The sequence below is a fragment of the Symbiopectobacterium purcellii genome, from assembly GCF_052050035.1.
GTDB classification, from domain to species: domain Bacteria; phylum Pseudomonadota; class Gammaproteobacteria; order Enterobacterales; family Enterobacteriaceae; genus Symbiopectobacterium; species Symbiopectobacterium purcellii_A.
The window spans coordinates 3,526,247-3,543,098 of the sequence record NZ_CP189882.1 but is presented as its reverse complement, the minus strand read 5'-3'; the positions used below and the strand labels follow the sequence as shown (position 1 = coordinate 3,543,098).

The following is a 16,852-nucleotide window of genomic DNA, read 5'->3' as shown; positions in this document are numbered from 1 at the left end:
AACAGCCAGCTATGCTTCTTTGCCGCATATCAGGGCATAGGATGTAATCATTTTTAAGTCGGTTGGCTATATCACAACAACAGCGCCAACTGAACGGGCAGGATTACAAAACGCTCTCCCTGGCGGCGCTGTGTGGCGCGTTGGAATTCTACGATTTCATCATTTTCGTGTTTTTCGCAGCGGTAATTGGCGAACTGTTTTTCCCGCCTGATATTCCTGAGTGGCTGCGCCAGTTGCAAACTTTCGGTATTTTTGCCGCAGGCTACCTGGCCCGCCCGTTGGGGGGCATCATCATGGCCCACTTTGGCGATCAGGTGGGACGTAAAAAGATGTTCAGCCTGAGTATCTTTCTGATGGCGGTGCCTACGCTCGCCATGGGGATGCTGCTGACCTATGAAAATATGGGGATCGCTGCGCCGGTATTGCTGCTGTTGATGCGCATTTTACAGGGTGCCGCGATTGGTGGCGAAGTGCCGGGAGCCTGGGTATTTGTCTCTGAACACGTGCCGCGTTCTCGGATTGGGCTGGCGTGTGGCATTCTGACGGCCGGGCTGACGCTCGGTATTCTGCTTGGTTCTGCGATTGCGACACTGCTCAATAGTACATTAACGCCGCAGCAGATTGTCGGCGGTGGCTGGCGTATCCCCTTCTTCCTCGGCGGTATCTTTGGTTTCTTCGCCATGTATAGCCAACCGACTTAAAAATGATTACATCCTATGCCCTGATATGCGGCAAAGAAGCATAGCTGGCTGTTATCAAAATAATGTCGCTTGGCTATACCTTCGAGCCGACACTGATCGGTAAGAACGAAAAACAGCTTAACGGCTTCGATGACCGCATTATTTATCTCTATTCCAGAGGGTTATCAACCCGTGATATTCAGGCACACTTTAAAGAAGTCTACGGGGTCGATGTTTCCGCTGGCTTCATTTCTCAAGTGACCAATGCTGTGATGGATGAAGTTAAGCGCTGGCAGCAACGGCCGCTGGATGCGCTTTATCCCATTGTTTACCTTGACTGTATTGTTGTCAAAAGCCAGGACGGCGGAGCCGTGGCCAACAAGTCTGTTTATCTGGCCCTCGGCGTCAACGGCCAGGGCGAAAAAGAGCTGCTGGGGCTATGGATAGCCAAAACTGAGGGGGCCAAGTTCTGGTTATCTGTGATGACAGAACTGAAAAATCGTGGGCTAAAGGACATCTTCGTCGCCTGCTGCGATGGCCTGAAAGGCTTTCCTGATGCCATTGAAGCTGTTTACCCGCATACGCGGGTACAGCTCTGCATTGTGCATCAGGTGCGGAACTCGCTGCGCTACGTCGGCTGGAAAGAGCGTAAGGCCGTTGCTGCTGACCTGCGCACCATCTATAGTTCCGCAACGCTAGAGGGCGCTGAAGAGGCCCTGGATGCCTTCGCGGCCAAATGGGATGAGCAGTTCCCGACGATCAGCCCGTCGTGGAGAAATAATTGGGAACGTCTCATCGTCATTTTTGACTTTCCGCCGGAGATCCGCAAGGTTATCTACACCACCAACGCGATAGAGTCGTTAAATGCTTCATTGCGCAAGATATAGCCAAGCGACTTAATTTTGATTACACCATATGGACTGAGAACAAACTCTCTGTATCGCAACCCATCTCTCTTTTTTTGCTTTTTGCTTGTGCCCATTTATGCTCAATTGGGTTAAGATCTGGCGAATATGTAGGCAAATACTCCACCATATACCCTGCATCGATGATGACTTGTTGAATATTATGTTTTTTGTGAAAAGTGGCATTGTCCATCATGATTACACTGTTTTTAGGGAGTACTGGGATAAGGACTTGTGTGACCCAGGCATAGAAAACATCGCTGTTAATATTGATATCAAATAATCCGATAGCAAACAGCGTTGTGCCTAATAAAGCGCCGATAACATTTGTTCTTCCCCTAGCTCCCCAGTTCTTCAGGCCAAAACACCGTTGACCTTTTGGGGAATAGCCGTGAGTCCGTGGGGCATCGTGTGAAAAACCACTTTCATCAATAAAAACAATAGGTTTACCTTCTTTTTCATACTGTTGTTTTTTTTGTTGAAATCCCTGCCGGGCGTTTTCGTCGGCTTTCGGATGACGTAGAGTTTTTTTTATAGGTCAATCCCAGCTTTTTAAGCGCTTGCCAAATGGCCTTCTGACAAACGCCAAAACGCTCTGCACGTTCTTTTTGGTAAGCATCTGGATATTGTTCAAGGCTTTGTTGAATAATTTAACATGCTGATTTACATAATTATTATAACACTTCAACAACTAAGTTTTCCAGCCGTAATGCTTTTTATTGTGCTAACTACTTGATTTGTCGTTCTAACAAAATACAGTCTCTGTACATGCATTCTACCTAAAGAAGATGTAAATCAAACGGTTAAATTATTCAACAAAGCCATTGTTCAACATCTTTTATCAACTCGGATTTATCGATCTTTCGCTGACGCGTGGTCGATGCTTTTGACTCTATTTGATTAATCCAACGCGATACAGAGGCAGGGCCAATCCGAAATTGCTTCGCTGTTTCTCGGATACTCAACCCTTCGTTTTTCCGTGTAGATATCACTTTACGTCTAAAATCAATTGAATAGCTCATTTAAATAATGTAATCAAAATTAAGTCGTTTAGCTATATGCGGCAAAGAAGCATAGCTGGCTGTTATCAAAATAATGTCGCTTGGCTATAACGAAAACGCGACGAATATTTCCAACGGATGACTCGGTGATAAAATTACTCTATCTAGCCTTGCATAATATCTCTGCTAAATGGACCTTGCCAATCAGAGACTGGAAACCTGCTATGAGCCAATTCATGTTGATGTATGGAGAACGAATCTCCGGTTAAGCAATGGAGCCATTTACACAAAATTCTTTACAGACTCTTTATTGATGATAACTTCTTACTCCTTAGCGCCGGTCTTTGGAATTTCCATCTCAGAACAGCGTAAAATTTACTTCAATCACCGAAACACCCTTATTTCACTATTAAGCAACACGCTTAATGCTGGAACTGATTACCGCCGTCAAACCGGCCTGATGCGCTTCACGCACCAATTGCTCGCAACGTGCCAGACTGCCCACCAGCGTCGGTTTGATGATGATCGCGCTTACGCCAGGTTCCGCCTGCACGCGAAAATCGGCCTCACGCACGCTCTCATCCCAGGCGATAGCAATACCGGTGTCACGCGCAAAAGCGCGGGATTCTTCACGGGTTTTGCACGGTTCTTCAAGAAACGCAATGCGTGAACGCAGTTCTGGTGCCACATAGCGCGCAAAGCCATCGCCTTTGACGCGCGTCCAACTGCGGTTGGCATCCAGACACAGCGTCAAATCCGGCAGCGCTTCCAGCAGCACATTGACTATCATGCCGTCACGCACCGCTTCGTATAGCCCAACCTTGATTTTCGCCACTTTGCCCCATTCCCAGTCGAAACGCAACAAAACGGTAGGGCATTATGCCGCCTGTAAGTGCGTTAAAAATACCTCATTTGGAGAACGATAACCCAGCGATTTTCGGCCTCGCGTATTGAGCAGGTGTTCGAGTGCTGCAACCTTGCGATGGGTGACATAATTGAAGTCCGTTCCCTTCGGGTAAAAACGCCGTATCAGCCCGTTGGTATGCTCATTCAACCCGCGTTCCCAGGAATGATATGGCCGGGCAAAGTAGACCGGTGCCCCCGTGACTTTTGTAATTTCCCCGTGCTGGGAAAATTCAGAACCGTTGTCAGCAGTCAGGGTTTTAAACTCGCAAAAGGTATTGGCAACGATGTCCCTGAAGGCCGCTACCACTGTCTCTGCTCGCTTGTTGGGCAGTTTGCGAATGATGACCAGCTTGACGGCTTTATCGACCACCGTCAGCAGGAATGATTTCTGATCTTTGCCAAAGATGGTGTCAATCTCGAAATGCCCGGGTTCCTGCTTGAGGTCAGCAACGGCCGGCCGCTGCTCAATGCCAACACGGTTGGGAATAGGACCGCGTTTGTTCTCATCGGTCTGATAGTTATACCGTTTACCCCGATGAGGGAGCTGCTGATACAGCTCACCGCCGGCCCGGCGCTCCTGCTGGATATAGCGATAGAGCGAGTTCTTGCTGACGGACAGGCCAAATTCCAGGACCAGGCGCCCACTGATGACCTCAGGTGAGGTGTGGGTAGACAGCGCCGTTCTGATAACGTCCTGAATGTGCGGTTCAAGCTGGTTAATCACGCTGTCCGGCCGTGTTTTCTGCCGCCGCCCTCTGGCCAACGTTTCGGCCCTTCTGCAGGAATAGACCCCGTTGAAAGCGGCGTCGGTATTGCGTCTGAGTTCCCTGCTGATGGTAGAACGAGGAAGCTCCAGTTCCCGGGCGATGGTGGCCTGGTTAACCCCATCACCACGCCGCTTTTCGATGTAGAACCGTTCTTTGTGAGTCAGATGTTTTCCCTGCATGCAACGGGATCTCCAGTAGGGCCAGAACGGTGATTTTATCCGACTCTGGCCAGTGGGTCACTTTGTTGCGTTTCGAGTGGGAATGGGGCGTGGGCATCGTGTGAAAAACCACTTTTATCAATAAAAACAATAGGTTTACCTTCTTTTTCATACTGTTGTTTTTTTTGTTGAAATCCCTGCCGGGCGTTTTCGTCGGCTTTCGGATGACGTAGAGTTTTTTTTATAGGTCAATCCCAGCTTTTTAAGCGCTTGCCAAATGGCCTTCTGACAAACGCCAAAACGCTCTGCACGTTCTTTTTGGTAAGCATCTGGATATTGTTCAACATCTTTTATCAACTCGGATTTATCGATCTTTCGCTGACGCGTGGTCGATGCTTTTGACTCTATAGCCAAGCGACATTATTTTGATAACAGCCAGCTATGCTTCTTTGCCGCATATCAGGGCATAGGATGTAATCATTTTTAAGTCGGTTGGCTATATTTGATTAATCCAACGCGATACAGAGGCAGGGCCAATCCGAAATTGCTTCGCTGTTTCTCGGATACTCAACCCTTCGTTTTTCCGTGTAGATATCACTTTACGTCTAAAATCAATTGAATAGCTCATTTAAATAATGTAATCAAAATTAAGTCGTTTAGCTATACTGGAGAGCCTGTTGCATGCAGGGAAAACATCTGACTCAGAAAGAACGGTTCTACATCGAAAAGCGGCGTGGTGAAGGTGTCAACCAAGCTACCATCGCCAGAGAGCTTGCTCTGCCTCGCTCGACCATCAGTAGGGAACTCAGACGCAATACTGACCCTACTTTCAATGGTGTCTACTGATGTAGAAGGGCGGACACTCTGGCCCGGGAACGCCGTCATAAGCCTCTAAGCGTGTTGCTTAATAGTGAAATAAGGGTGTTTCGGTGATTGAAGTAAATTTTACGCTGTTCTGAGATGGAAATTCCAAAGACCGGCGCTAAGGAGTAAGAAGGTATCATCAATAAAGGGTCTACGATTCCGTAAAATTTGGGTCATGCAACCGAGGCGCTTGATACCCGCGATGGCGTGTTCAACTGTAATACGGATGCCCGAGATTATTTTATTTTCTTGTTTTTGTTCAGGCGATAAAGGTCTTTTTCGAGTTCCTTTTTTTGGGATTTGTGTATTAGGATGCTGTTTATCTATACCTTGAAAACCGGTATCTGCCCAGATGGTTACCTCAGGAGGAATATGGCGAATTATATCGACTTTATCGAGTAAGCGTTTATCGTGACCGCGCCCATTTTTGCTCATGGGGATAAATCCAATTTGCCTTGTTTCGTCAGTCATAATAAGCCCTTTTCGAGTGGTCTGTCTTTTCTTTCCCGAATACATTTTTTTTCGCCGACGCAGATTCTTAGGCTTTTGGACAGGTCGCTCTGTCCCATCAATAAAGACGTCTTTAACTCCAGGAAAGGCGCGAAAAAATTCCTCAGCAGAGCGAATTTGACGAGCGGGCAAAACACATTCTCGCCCCAAGGTCATCTCTAAAACCGGCAATAATATTTTTACCCAGCGACATACCCGTGTTCTATCTAAACCAAAAAGAAGTCCTTGCAAATCATAGGTCGGATAACATTTTAAATACAATAAAATAAAAAGCAGTTTATCTAATGGGGTTGGGATAAATCCTTTCTGCCCTGCACCCATCTGCCGCTCGTGATCTTTTCGATTCTTTTTCCGATAAATCAAATAACAAGCTGAAAATTCAGCGGCTAAATTTTTCAATTCTTCGACTGATAATCCAATGATTGCTTTACATAAACGATTATCTCGTAACAACCGCTCTTTGTTGATCATTTCAAACCTTTATTCTCTAAGTTAAACCTCTTTTTATTCTCAATAGCCTGACAAAAAATGCAAGTCTCTATTCAGCAACTAGTTTTCTGCCAAACAATGCTTTTTACCAGTTGGAGCCACACATTCAGAACTTCATCAGGCAGGCGCTTTCCACTCACTCTTCACGGCTTTGTTGAATAAATCAGAATTAGCCGACAGGATGACTCCCTCTGTTACACCTGTTATCCTATCCTGACGCTGTGTGGCATACCCAACAACGTCATACGGTTCAGCGCTTTGACCATCGCTATGGCTTCACCTACTTGAGCCTCATAGTCACGCAGGCTCAGATGGCCACCCAGCAAAGTTTTTATGCGGAACATCGCTGTTTCTGCCACTGAACGCCGGTGATAACCCACTTTCTTTTTCCACATATCATTACTCCCGCTCAGACGCTGATTCGCCACCGCATGGTTACGTTCATGGTACTTGTCCGGCCAGTATTTGGCTCCGCTTCGCGGCGGGATAAGGGGCCTGATTTTCTTTCTTAGCAACGCATCGTGGCAGTAACGGGCGTCATAAGCACCGTCTGCTGACACTTCCCTGATTTTTCGGTGGGTTTGGCTAATCAGGCCCGGCAGTGCCTGCGCATCTGTCGTTCCGCTGAGCGATAAGTCGGCACAGATAATCTCATGCGTCGCACTGTCTGCTGCCAGATGAAGCTTGCGCCACACTCTTCGTCTGTCAGCCCCATGCTGCCTGACTTTCCATTCACCTTCGCCAAAGACCTTCAGACCGGTACTGTCGATGACCAGATGCGAGATTTCACCACGCGTTGGCGTTTTTATGCTGATACTGACGGTTTTTGCCCGCCGACTGACCAGAGAGTAGTCCGGGCAGCGCAGTGGCAGGCTCATCAGTGTAAAAACCGAGTCGACAAAGCCCTGTAATGCCCGGAGCGACAGGTTAAACACGCGCTTTATCATCAAAACCGTGGTAACAGCCATATCGGTGTAGTAAAGCGGCCGACCACGACCTTCAGGCGAAGCACTGTCAGTCCATGCAGCGATGGCCGACTCATCAAGCCAGACCGTCAGGGAGCCGCGTTGTCTGAGTGCTTTGTTGTAGGTGGGCCAGTTGGTGATTTTAAACTTTTGCTTTGCCATGGGGAGCTGCTATCGGGAGCGATGATAGTGCTTTGATCCGGCGATCCCCTGAAAGTTCGATTTATTCAACAAAGCCACTCTTCACCTGAAATCATCAGTGGCCGTTTGCACCTGGAATTCGGTATATCTGTCAGCAAGAATACGCTATATCGCTATATCCTGCAGGAGAGACAGGCTGGCGGGGAGCTATATCAGCAACTTCCTCATCGGGGAAAACGTTACAGGTACAATGCCGAAAACCTCAAATCAGGCCCTATTCCCAACCGTGTTGGTATTGAGTATCGCCCAGCTCAAGCCGAGCTTAAACAGGAGCCTGGCCACTTCGAAATTGACACTATTTTTGGCAAAGACCAGAAGTCATTCTTGTTAACCATCGTAGATAATGCATTGAAAACCGTCATCATTCGCAAACTGCCTAATAAGCGTGCGGAGACTGTGGTTGCTGCTTTCAGGGACATTGAAGCTAATACCTTTTGCAAGTTTAAGACCCTAACAGCTGATAACGGCCCTGAATTCGCTCTGCACGAGCAAATTACTCAAATCACAGGGGCGCAGGTCTACTTTGCCCATCCTTATCATTCCTGGGAGAGGGGCTTGAATGAGCACACCAACGGGCTGATACGACGTTTTTACCCAAAGGGAACAGACTTCAGTCAGGTCAGTCATCGTAAGATTGCCGAACTCGAACACATACTCAATACAAGGGGCAGAAAATCGCTGGGCTATCGTTCTCCCAATGAGGTATTTTTAACGCACTTACTGGTGGCATAAGCCTCTACCGTTTTGTTGCGTTTCGAGTGGGAATGGGGCATCGGCATCCGCCTGCAGTGAGGCCTCACTGAACAAATTCACCTTGAGACTTAGCTGGTTGCCCTGACGAATGACTTCAACGCGCGGTAAAAAGAGGTAGTCAGCCGATTCTTCCCCATCCGCAGTGGTACGCTCAAAACCGTTGAGGCCCCAGACACGCACATCTGACGCACTGCGATAACATTGAAAAAACCTTATGCATCAATGGCATGACGAAAACCGCGCACGATACCACACACAGCAGCCTCTTCCGGCTCCTGCCGGTGCTGCCAGTAAAACTGGGGATAAACGGGCTGGGTGGCCAACCAGGGCAACAGTGATGGCTCACTCTCTTCTGCCGCCGCGACATCCATGGACAAAGAGACGAAGAGTTGTCGGCTTCCCGGCAATGCTGGCTGCGGTTCACGCAATACCTGCTGCATACGACGCAACAAGTGAGAAAGTTGTTTCACCCTTACCCCAAAGCTCAAACGTAAAGCACGGGATTATATGGCAAAAAGCGGATGGCGTGAGACAGGCTTACGTGCTATCTACGGTCAAATCATTGTAAACAATCACAACAGCAAATGGGTGCCGTGCATTACAGATGCTATCGCTCAATAATTAATCGCATCAATCGACAAAAGCGCCGAACACAACGCGGTAAAATAGCGTTGCTATCATCATTTATTTCCCAATTTCCGATCCTTTAGCCGGTTTTTACCAGCTTTTTTTTGCCCCTATGCTTACGACCTCCTGAGGTTCCCCTCTCACTATTGGCGAATATCACAGCAAAAAGGGTTAACTGTTCCGATTAATATTAGAAGTTACACTACGGGGTTAAGGAAGTTTCGATTCAGTGAGGAAGTTATGATAAAAAGGGAGCCGGACAAAAAGAAGGTGGTGCGTGGAACATGGGCAAAGTAACGCGAGAAGCGCAAGACCAAATCAAGAGCGCGGAGACAAAAGAGACCGCTCGAGAGTGTAAAAAGATCTGTGTAAATGGCATTTTGAGGAAAACCTTCAGAGGACAAAAAATGCCTATCAGCAACGAACTTATTGACCAACTGCTTCAGAATTGCCACTCCCCTCAGGAGCTTCTGGGTGAATCAGGCCTACTCAAGGTGCTGACTAAAAGACTGGCGGAACGGGTTCTTCAAGCTGAGATGGAGATACACCTTGGGTATGCTAAGCATGACCCGGCTGGTAATAATTCAGGCAACTCCCGCAATGGCAAGACATCCAAGAGCGTACGTAGCCAAAATGGGGAGATCGAGCTCGATATTCCGCGCGACCGCAACAGTACCTTCGAGCCGACACTGATCGGTAAGCACGAAAAGCAGCTTAACGGCTTCGATGACCGCATTATTTCTCTCTATTCCAGAGGAATATCAACCCGTGATATTCAGGCTCACTTTAAAGAAGTCTACGGGGTCGATGTTTCCGCTGGCTTCATTTCTCAAGTGACCAATGCCGTGATGGATGACGTTAAGCGCTGGCAGCAACGGCCGCTGGATGCGTTTTATCCCATTGTTTACCTTGACTGTATTGTGGTCAAAAGCCAGGACGGCGGAGCCGTGACCAACAAGTCTGTTTACTTGGCTCTAGGCATCAACGGCCAGGGCGAAAAAGAGCTGCTGGGGCTATGGATAGCCAAAACCGAGGGGGCCAAGTTCTGGTTATCTGTAATGACAGAACTGAAAAATCGTGGGCTACAGGACATCTTCATCGCCTGCTGCGATGGCCTGAAGGGCTTTCCTGATGCCATTGAAGCTGTTTACCCGCATACGCGGGTACAGCTCTGCATCGTGCATCAGGTGCGGAACTCGCTGCGCTACGTCGGCTGGAAAGAGCGTAAAGCCGTTGCTGCTGACCTGCGCACTATCTATAGTTCCGCAACGCTAGAGGGCGCTGAAGAGGCCCTGGATGCCTTCGCGGCCAAATGGGATGAGCAGTTCCCGACGATCAGTCCATCGTGGAGAAATAATTGGGAACGTCTCATCGTCATTTTTGACTTTCCGCCGGAGATCCGCAAGGTTATCTACACCACCAACGCGATAGAGTCGTTAAATGCTTCATTGCGCAAGATAACGAAAACGCGACGAATATTTCCAACGGATGACTCGGTGCTAAAATTATTCTATCTAGCCTTGCATAATATCTCGGCTAAATGGACCCTACCAATCAGAGACTGGAAACCGGCTATGAGCCAATTCATGTTGATGTATGGAGATCGGATTTCCGGTTAAGCGATGGAGCCATTTACACGAAATTCTTTACAGACTCGACCGCTCAAGGCCCAGGTTGTCCTTATTTGTTGCTGGCTGAGGTCAATGCATTTCATTCTCTCATCTTACGCTCTGCCAAGTAGGAACTGTTATCATGCCTGCGAGTCTGCTTCGCTACCTTACCCTGTTCGCCCTGCTGCTACTGCTGACAACCGGCACGCTGAGCTACAATATCGTGAACAACTGGTTGGCAGAGAAAAAGGCTACGCTCAACACCCTCGCGCTCGGGATGCAAAAGCGCATCGATACCTATCGCTTCTTTACCTACCAAATCTATAGCAATCTGAACAACGATGCCGCCGCAGGCGGAGAAGATAGCGTCAATGCCATCAGTTTGCTGCCGGATGTGTTCTATGTGGAAAAAAACGGCCAGAAAACCGATGCGCTCATCTTTGGTCAGCACGATAAATCAACGCTGAGCGCGGTGCACAAGATTTCACGTTATCTTGATATACTGTGGGGTGCTGAGAGCGATATCTACTCCATGTACTACCTTAACGGTGTAGATAACAGCCTGAGTATGATTTCCACGCAGATACTGAAAGACATTTCCGCACAGTTTCGCGGCAGCTATATCACAGCGATTGCCGAAGCCCGGCGCACAGAGATGCTGCAACAGTCAAACGCGCTCGATGAACGCGAGAGCTTCTCTCCCATCCGCAAGCTGCGCTTTTACAATGACTACTATTTTACGCTGCGCACCACGTTCAACCAGCCGGGCCATCTGGCAACCATCATTGCCTTTGATTTGCCCATCAACGATCTGATCCCACATACGCTGTCGCGCGACAATTTCATCCTGCGCGCAGACACCGTGGGCACCAGCAGTGAAGCATTCACCAACAACGAAGATACCACCCGTGTTCAGTTAAACGGTTCACTGCTAGAGGTAGCCGCACCGCTGGTTAATGCGCCGGTCAACATCGTTTATCAGTTACCTCTGCGGCAATTCGCAGCCGATATGGCGCGTAATAATATCTGGTTGCTGCTGTTGAATCTGGCGCTGTTGGCGCTGGCCCTCACTGGGTTCTACCTGTGGCGTCAGCCTAACCGTGATGCGCGCGACGATCCCTCACCGCGTTTGCGCAAACAGCAGGCGCTTTATCAAGAGATCGTTAAACGCATCCCGATTGGCATTCTGGTCTATGATTTTTCTGCTAACCGCGTGGTGGTACAAAATGCCATTGCCGAGCACCTGTTGCCCCATTTAAGTTTGGAGAAAATCGCCGCGATGGCGCGCGAGCATCAGGGCGTGGTACAGGCAACCATCAACAACGAGATGTACGAGATTTTGCAGTTCAGTCACCCGCAAATGCCAGAGCACAATCTGTTTCTGATTCGCGAGCAGGATAAAGAAATCCTGGTGCATAAAAAGATGCAATTGGCACAACGCGAATACGATAAAAACGTGCTGGCGCGCCAACGGCTGTTAACCCATCTTCGCCAGGAGCTGCATACGCCAATGCAGGCCTTGCAGCAACATTTACGGTCCGTGGCACAAACCGTGGACGACGATGTGCGCGCCAAATTATTACGTAAAGCCTCGGATGAAACAGCGCAAACCATCGCGCTACTGGATAATATTGCGCTCCATGACCGGCTCGACAGCGACACATGGCAACCAGACGTGGTGCCGTTTTCTCCCCTAGCAATGATGGATAGCTTGCTGCTTGCCAGCCTGCCGCGTCTTTCCCAAAAAGGATTGCATCTGTTTCATCACTACCGCTTAGAGCCGCAACGTTTGTATGTGGGCGACATGGCGATGCTGCAAAAAGCGCTGCTGCTGTTGCTCGATTACGCTATCACCAATACGGATTACGGCAAGATAACCTTCACGCTGGAAGCAGATGCCCAGCAGGCGGACAAAATCGCTATCCGACTCAGCGATACCGGCACCCGCATGTCAGCAGCAGAACTGGATAATCTGCGCCACCCCTGGATAACGGCACCATCGGCAGATCGCTCCCAACAGAATTCTGGTTTTGCGCTGTTTCTGTGCCATCAACTTGCAAGCAAACTTGGCGGCGATCTGAGTATCTCCTGCAAACAAGACCTCGGCACGCACTACCACTTAACGGTCACGCTGCCCGCCAGCGCTAACAGCGGGGATGAAGACGAAAAACTGTTGGAAGACATGACGGTGCTGTTAGACATCACCGCCAATGAGGTACGGCAGATCGTACAGCATCTGCTCTCCAGTTGGGGGGCCGAATGCGTCAACGCCGATGAGCGTCAAATGCCTCAGGAGTTCGATCTGCGTATTGTCGATGATGAAGCAAAAATGGCGGATAACACGCTGCTGGTGAACGGTGAGGATACCGAGGTGACCTTATTGGCACCGCGTCGATTACGTACCAATTATAATATTAATCAGCTACTGCAAGATGCATTGTTGGCGTTGATTGAGCAACAATTTGAGGTCGCTACGCACGATGCTGCGCCGACGGATATTCAAGAATACGCCCGACAACTAAAAGCCAGCGACTATTTTTCGCTGTTCGTTGAAACGGTACCCGATGACATGGTCAAACTGTATACTGATGCAGAAACAGGCGACTTTTCAACGCTGGCACAAACGGCGCATCGACTTAAGGGTGTGTTTGCCATGCTAAATCTGCACCCTGGCAAACAATTGTGTGAACAACTTGAGCGGCATATTACCGAACAGGAGAGCGAAGAAATCAAACACGATATTGATGAGATCGACGAACTTGTCAGTGTATTATTGCAGCCTAATGGCCAACAAGACGAGTAAATAAAACGATGAGTAATTTAAACGTAATTATCGCTGACGACCATCCGATTGTCCTTTTTGGCATTAAAAAATCGCTTGAACAAATTGAGTGGGTTAACGTGGTGGGTGAGTTTGAAGACTCAACAGCACTGATCAATCATCTGCCGAAACTGGATGCCAAAGTATTAATTACCGATTTATCCATGCCTGGTGATAAATACGGTGATGGCATCACGCTGATCAGATACATCAAACGCCATTTCCCCCATCTGGCAATCATTGTGCTGACCATGAACAACAATCCCGCCATTTTGAGTGCGGTGTTGGACCTTGATATCGAAGGCATTGTATTGAAGCAAGGGGCACCAACCGACTTGCCCAAAGCGCTGGCTGCCTTGCAAAAGGGCAAGAAATTCACCCCGGACAGCGTTGCCAAGGTGCTGGAAAAAATCGGCGCCAGCGGTTACGGCGACAAGCGCCTGTCACCGAAAGAGAGTGAAGTGCTGCGCCTGTTTGCAGAAGGCTTTCTGGTGACGGAGATTGCTAAAAAGCTGAACCGCAGCATCAAGACCATCAGCAGCCAGAAAAAATCTGCCATGACCAAGCTGGGTGTTGATAACGATATTGTCCTGCTGAAATACCTCTCTTCCATCAACGGTGCCGAACCGGGAGAAAGTGCATAAGCACTCAGCCCTCCCTTTCATGCGATCGATCCGTCGTTCCTGCTGAGCCAGGAACGACGAACATCACCGTAAACACGCTTACGTCGCGCTACCCCGCTTTTCACGCACATGAAGACTGTACTGCGACAAACACTGTTGCAACACATCCAGCGTAACCGGTTTCGATAAACAGTTGTCCATCCCCGCAGCCAAACAACGTTGTCGTTCTTCCGCGAGCGCGTTGGCGGTGACACCAATGACGGGCGCGTCCCAGCAATGTGCGCGCAAGGTACGGGTCAACGTATAGCCATCCATATTCGGCATGTTGACATCGGTCAGCACGATATCCGCCGTTTGCTTCGCCAGCGCGCTTAGTGCATCCACGCCATCATTAGCGGTAATGACCTGATAACCCAATGACCCAAGCTGATCGGCGAGCAAACGACGGTTGATCGGATGATCGTCCACCACCAGTATCAAGATGTCGCTATTGTCCACCAGGTTATAGTGCGATTGGGCGCGAGTATTCAGCTCGGCCAGGGTTTCCTCTTCACCCTCTTTATTACGGCACAAGCGTTCCAGCAGCGCCGGTAAATCCGGCAATCCGGCGGTGCTGATAACCCAGTGCCCTGCCTCACTCTCCTGTGTGCTGCCGATGTGCACGTGACTGAACAACACGCTCCAGCGCGAAAGCGGCGGCGTAGCCTGCGGATAATCGCTGATGACAATGTCATCTTCCTGCACAGCCTGGTCAGAATAGCGGGTAGCAGAGAGGCCATATTGATGCAGCAAACTGAGCGCGTTGTGCTCAAGACTGGCATTACGCATCCGCAGCCAGCAGGTTTTCTGCCGAAGCGCATCGCTGACCGTCGGGACAACGTAATGTGCCTGATAGAGCGGAATACGAATGCCAAACTGACTGCCCAGCCCGGGTTCAGATATCAGCGACATGTCGCCATCCATCAGATTCACCAGCTTTTCGCAGATGGCCAACCCCAATCCGGTTCCCTGAAAATGGCGCTGAACGCCGCTACCCGCCTGGAAAAAGGGATCGAACAGCTTGAGCGCTTCGCGGGGATTAATCCCCACGCCAGTATCACGTACCCAAAACTCGAGATAGCCGTCGGTGCAACACACCTGAAAGATGATACAGCCGGTATCGGTAAATTTAATCGCATTGCTCACCAGATTAGAGAGTACCTGCTGCAAGCGTACCGGATCACCCGACAAGGTTGCCGGCACCGACGGATCGATAAAGCAGTAGAGCGTCAGGTTTTTTCGTACTACCAGAGGCAGATAGTTGCTGGTGATATGGCTAACCACTTCCTGTGGAGTAAAAATAGCCGGTTCGATTTTAAGCTGTTCCGACTCTATCTTGGAAAAGTCGAGAATATCACTGATGATTTTGAGCAGCAGCGCTGAGGAGTTCTGCATCGCCGCCGCTAATCGATTAGCATCTTTCGACAGGCTTTTGGTACGGAGCAAATCCAGATTACCGATAATCCCGTACAGCGGTGTGCGCAGTTCATGGCTGACCGTAGCCAAAAACATCGATTTTGACTGGCTTGCCTGTTCAGCGGCATTGGCCATTTCTTGCAGAGACTCTTCCATTTTCACCCGTGAGCTCACATCGGAGAGCACGCAAATGGCCACATTTTCATTGCGATAGCGCGAATGAACGAAACTGATTTGCAGATGGTGGTTCCGGCTGGTGACCACATCGACATATTTTGATTGCTGTTCACAGATAATGCGCGTGATCTTGAGCCGATCTTCATGGGTTAACAAATTCAGGTAGTTATGCGCCAGTTCGTTACTTAGCAGGTTAGTGCCGTCACTGATGCGCAAAATACAAATGCCTACGGGCGCAGAAGCCACGATCTTACGGTTAAACTGTTCGTTCTCTTCCAGTTGAAACGCATTAATCTGCGCGGGTAGAAACATCTTGCGTTCGAACGTCCAGGCGAGAATAAACAGCACCAGCGCAGAGAGCAGATTTAACAACACGATGTTGATAATCAGCGCGTTTAACTGCGACAGCAGCACGCTAAACGGCATGAAATAGACGATATTAAAAGTGGTTGGCGGTAAGGCTTTCTTCAGGATAATTTCGTCGTAACCGTCCACATAACCAAAATAAGTACGATCGTTCGGATAGCTGGACGTCAACGATCCGTTGCGCTCTTTATCGGTAAATTGCAGCAACGGTTGATTAAACTGATCGAGCAGTTTGGCACCGACCGTAAATTTGCCCGCAGCGACAAAATCATCCAGACGAATGGTTTGCTCGATACCAATCAGGGTTTCCAGACGATCCCCTTTATAAATCGGTGTAATGGCATACAGATAGCCAATATCGGGATCGGAGGCCGGGGTTATCCAATACACCGTTTCATCGCGCCATTCGCCCTGCGTCGCATGCTTTTTATCGGCAAACCGTTCTTGCAGGTTCTGCAACAAATTATCGCGATCCAGCGCCTGATTACGGATACCAAAATCCATCATGCACTGCCAGGCGCCATCGACAAAAAACACCCGGTTCAGATCGTATACCGTGGAGAAGTTATCCTGCCAATCGGTAAAAAATGCGCTGACTGCATCCAACTGCCCTTTTTGGCTCTGGTAGATCGTCTGGCAGTCGGCACCTGCGGTTAAAGGATAGAGCGAAAGCAGCGGTGTGCGCAGGATATTCGCGGCAGGCGGCGTGGCGTGCGCGGGCGCCATGTTGACATGGCTGACAGCCACGTAGCGTAGTTCCCGCACGATGTCCGTGGTGCGACGAATATACTCCTGCGACTGATCGTAGCTATGGTTATATTCCAGGCGTAACTCAGCTTCTTTATCGTTAAGTACCTTGCTGAAATAGAATATGGAAATCAGCGCCCCCAGCATCCATAATATCATCGCCAGCACCCTGAACAGGTAGCGGGAAATTTTCAGCGTCGTGTGAAATGAAGCGAGGTATTTCAAAG

General features: G+C 49.2%; 17 protein-coding genes and 4 pseudogenes. 10 read left to right on the top strand and 11 right to left on the bottom strand.

From position 1 onward, the window contains the following. Window positions 1-62: 62 nt before the first annotated feature. The 3 genes and pseudogenes from ACQGXV_RS24215 to ACQGXV_RS24205 all read left to right on the top strand — a co-directional run. Window positions 63-686 (top strand): annotated as a pseudogene (locus ACQGXV_RS24215) (MFS transporter); the annotation flags it as partial. Continuing rightward, complete coding sequence (locus tag ACQGXV_RS24210) at window positions 667-804, top strand: hypothetical protein (protein WP_440863431.1); 138 nt, start codon at window positions 667-669, stop codon at window positions 802-804. The pseudogene ACQGXV_RS24215 and the gene ACQGXV_RS24210, both read left to right, overlap by 20 nt. Then, window positions 779-1,564 (top strand): annotated as a pseudogene (locus ACQGXV_RS24205) (IS256 family transposase); the annotation flags it as partial. The gene ACQGXV_RS24210 and the pseudogene ACQGXV_RS24205, both read left to right, overlap by 26 nt. Before the next feature lie 22 nt (window positions 1,565-1,586). Here the strand turns inward: ACQGXV_RS24205 and ACQGXV_RS24200 are convergent. From ACQGXV_RS24200 to ACQGXV_RS24190, 3 genes are all read right to left on the bottom strand, one after another. After that, window positions 1,587-2,120, bottom strand: coding sequence for an IS630 family transposase (locus ACQGXV_RS24200; protein WP_440862665.1), 534 nt, complete (start codon window positions 2,118-2,120; stop codon window positions 1,587-1,589). Continuing rightward, on the bottom strand, window positions 2,044-2,232 hold the full coding sequence (locus tag ACQGXV_RS24195; RefSeq protein ID WP_440867582.1) for an IS630 transposase-related protein: 189 nt from the start codon (window positions 2,230-2,232) through the stop codon (window positions 2,044-2,046). The genes ACQGXV_RS24200 and ACQGXV_RS24195 overlap by 77 nt, the downstream gene beginning before the upstream one ends. Window positions 2,233-2,397: 165 nt before the next feature. Further along, complete coding sequence (locus tag ACQGXV_RS24190; RefSeq protein WP_440863429.1) at window positions 2,398-2,607, bottom strand: IS630 transposase-related protein; 210 nt, start codon at window positions 2,605-2,607, stop codon at window positions 2,398-2,400. Between the two features lie 86 nt (window positions 2,608-2,693). On the opposite strand from ACQGXV_RS24190, the pseudogene ACQGXV_RS24185 reads away from it, so the two are divergent. Beyond that, a pseudogene (locus ACQGXV_RS24185) lies at window positions 2,694-2,855 on the top strand (IS256 family transposase); the annotation flags it as partial. Continuing rightward, window positions 2,833-2,958 (top strand): hypothetical protein, encoded by a 126-nt coding sequence (locus ACQGXV_RS24180; protein WP_440863428.1) that lies wholly within the window; start codon window positions 2,833-2,835, stop codon window positions 2,956-2,958. The pseudogene ACQGXV_RS24185 and the gene ACQGXV_RS24180, both read left to right, overlap by 23 nt. Window positions 2,959-3,007: 49 nt before the next feature. Here ACQGXV_RS24180 and menC read toward each other — a convergent pair. The 4 genes and pseudogenes from menC to ACQGXV_RS24160 all read right to left on the bottom strand — a co-directional run. Next, window positions 3,008-3,424, bottom strand: a pseudogene (menC, locus tag ACQGXV_RS24175) (o-succinylbenzoate synthase); the annotation flags it as partial. Window positions 3,425-3,463: 39 nt separating this feature from the next. Next, a complete protein-coding gene (locus ACQGXV_RS24170) occupies window positions 3,464-4,438 on the bottom strand; it encodes an IS30 family transposase (RefSeq protein ID WP_440862518.1) in 975 nt (324 codons plus the stop codon). A gap of 147 nt (window positions 4,439-4,585) precedes the next feature. Then, complete coding sequence (locus ACQGXV_RS24165; protein ID WP_440863426.1) at window positions 4,586-4,831, bottom strand: IS630 transposase-related protein; 246 nt, start codon at window positions 4,829-4,831, stop codon at window positions 4,586-4,588. 82 nt (window positions 4,832-4,913) lie between these two features. Next, the gene (locus ACQGXV_RS24160) at window positions 4,914-5,045 is read right to left on the bottom strand and encodes a helix-turn-helix domain-containing protein (protein WP_440863424.1); all 132 of its coding nucleotides are present in this window, start codon (window positions 5,043-5,045) and stop codon (window positions 4,914-4,916) included. A 53-nt stretch (window positions 5,046-5,098) separates the two neighbouring features. Here ACQGXV_RS24160 and ACQGXV_RS24155 point away from each other — a divergent pair, with 53 nt between their 5' ends. Then, a complete protein-coding gene (locus ACQGXV_RS24155) occupies window positions 5,099-5,263 on the top strand; it encodes a helix-turn-helix domain-containing protein (RefSeq protein WP_440863423.1) in 165 nt (54 codons plus the stop codon). Between the two features lie 99 nt (window positions 5,264-5,362). Here ACQGXV_RS24155 and ACQGXV_RS24150 read toward each other — a convergent pair whose 3' ends face one another. Beyond that, on the bottom strand, window positions 5,363-6,262 hold the full coding sequence (locus ACQGXV_RS24150; RefSeq protein WP_440862705.1) for a transposase family protein: 900 nt from the start codon (window positions 6,260-6,262) through the stop codon (window positions 5,363-5,365). 221 nt (window positions 6,263-6,483) lie between these two features. Beyond that, entirely contained in the window at window positions 6,484-7,407 is a 924-nt protein-coding gene (locus tag ACQGXV_RS24145) for an IS5 family transposase (protein ID WP_440863421.1), read from the bottom strand. A 48-nt stretch (window positions 7,408-7,455) separates the two neighbouring features. Here ACQGXV_RS24145 and ACQGXV_RS24140 point away from each other — a divergent pair, with 48 nt between their 5' ends. Then, complete coding sequence (locus ACQGXV_RS24140; RefSeq protein WP_440867581.1) at window positions 7,456-8,178, top strand: IS30 family transposase; 723 nt, start codon at window positions 7,456-7,458, stop codon at window positions 8,176-8,178. Between the two features lie 233 nt (window positions 8,179-8,411). On the opposite strand, the gene ACQGXV_RS24135 is transcribed toward ACQGXV_RS24140, so the two are convergent. Further along, window positions 8,412-8,669, bottom strand: coding sequence for a hypothetical protein (locus ACQGXV_RS24135; RefSeq protein WP_440863419.1), 258 nt, complete (start codon window positions 8,667-8,669; stop codon window positions 8,412-8,414). Between the two features lie 564 nt (window positions 8,670-9,233). On the opposite strand from ACQGXV_RS24135, the gene ACQGXV_RS24130 reads away from it, so the two are divergent. From ACQGXV_RS24130 to rcsB, 3 genes are all read left to right on the top strand, one after another. After that, a complete protein-coding gene (locus ACQGXV_RS24130) occupies window positions 9,234-10,445 on the top strand; it encodes an IS256 family transposase (protein ID WP_440863418.1) in 1,212 nt (403 codons plus the stop codon). Between the two features lie 133 nt (window positions 10,446-10,578). Further along, window positions 10,579-13,239 carry a phosphotransferase RcsD gene (gene rcsD / locus ACQGXV_RS24125; RefSeq protein WP_440863416.1) on the top strand — a complete coding sequence of 887 codons (2,661 nt, stop codon included), beginning with the start codon at window positions 10,579-10,581 and terminating at the stop codon, window positions 13,237-13,239. Between the two features lie 8 nt (window positions 13,240-13,247). Beyond that, complete coding sequence (rcsB, locus tag ACQGXV_RS24120; RefSeq protein ID WP_440863415.1) at window positions 13,248-13,901, top strand: response regulator transcription factor RcsB; 654 nt, start codon at window positions 13,248-13,250, stop codon at window positions 13,899-13,901. Window positions 13,902-13,979: 78 nt separating this feature from the next. Here the strand turns inward: rcsB and rcsC are convergent, their stop codons facing one another. Next, complete coding sequence (rcsC, locus tag ACQGXV_RS24115) at window positions 13,980-16,850, bottom strand: two-component system sensor histidine kinase RcsC (protein WP_440863413.1); 2,871 nt, start codon at window positions 16,848-16,850, stop codon at window positions 13,980-13,982. Window positions 16,851-16,852 lie beyond the last annotated feature (2 nt).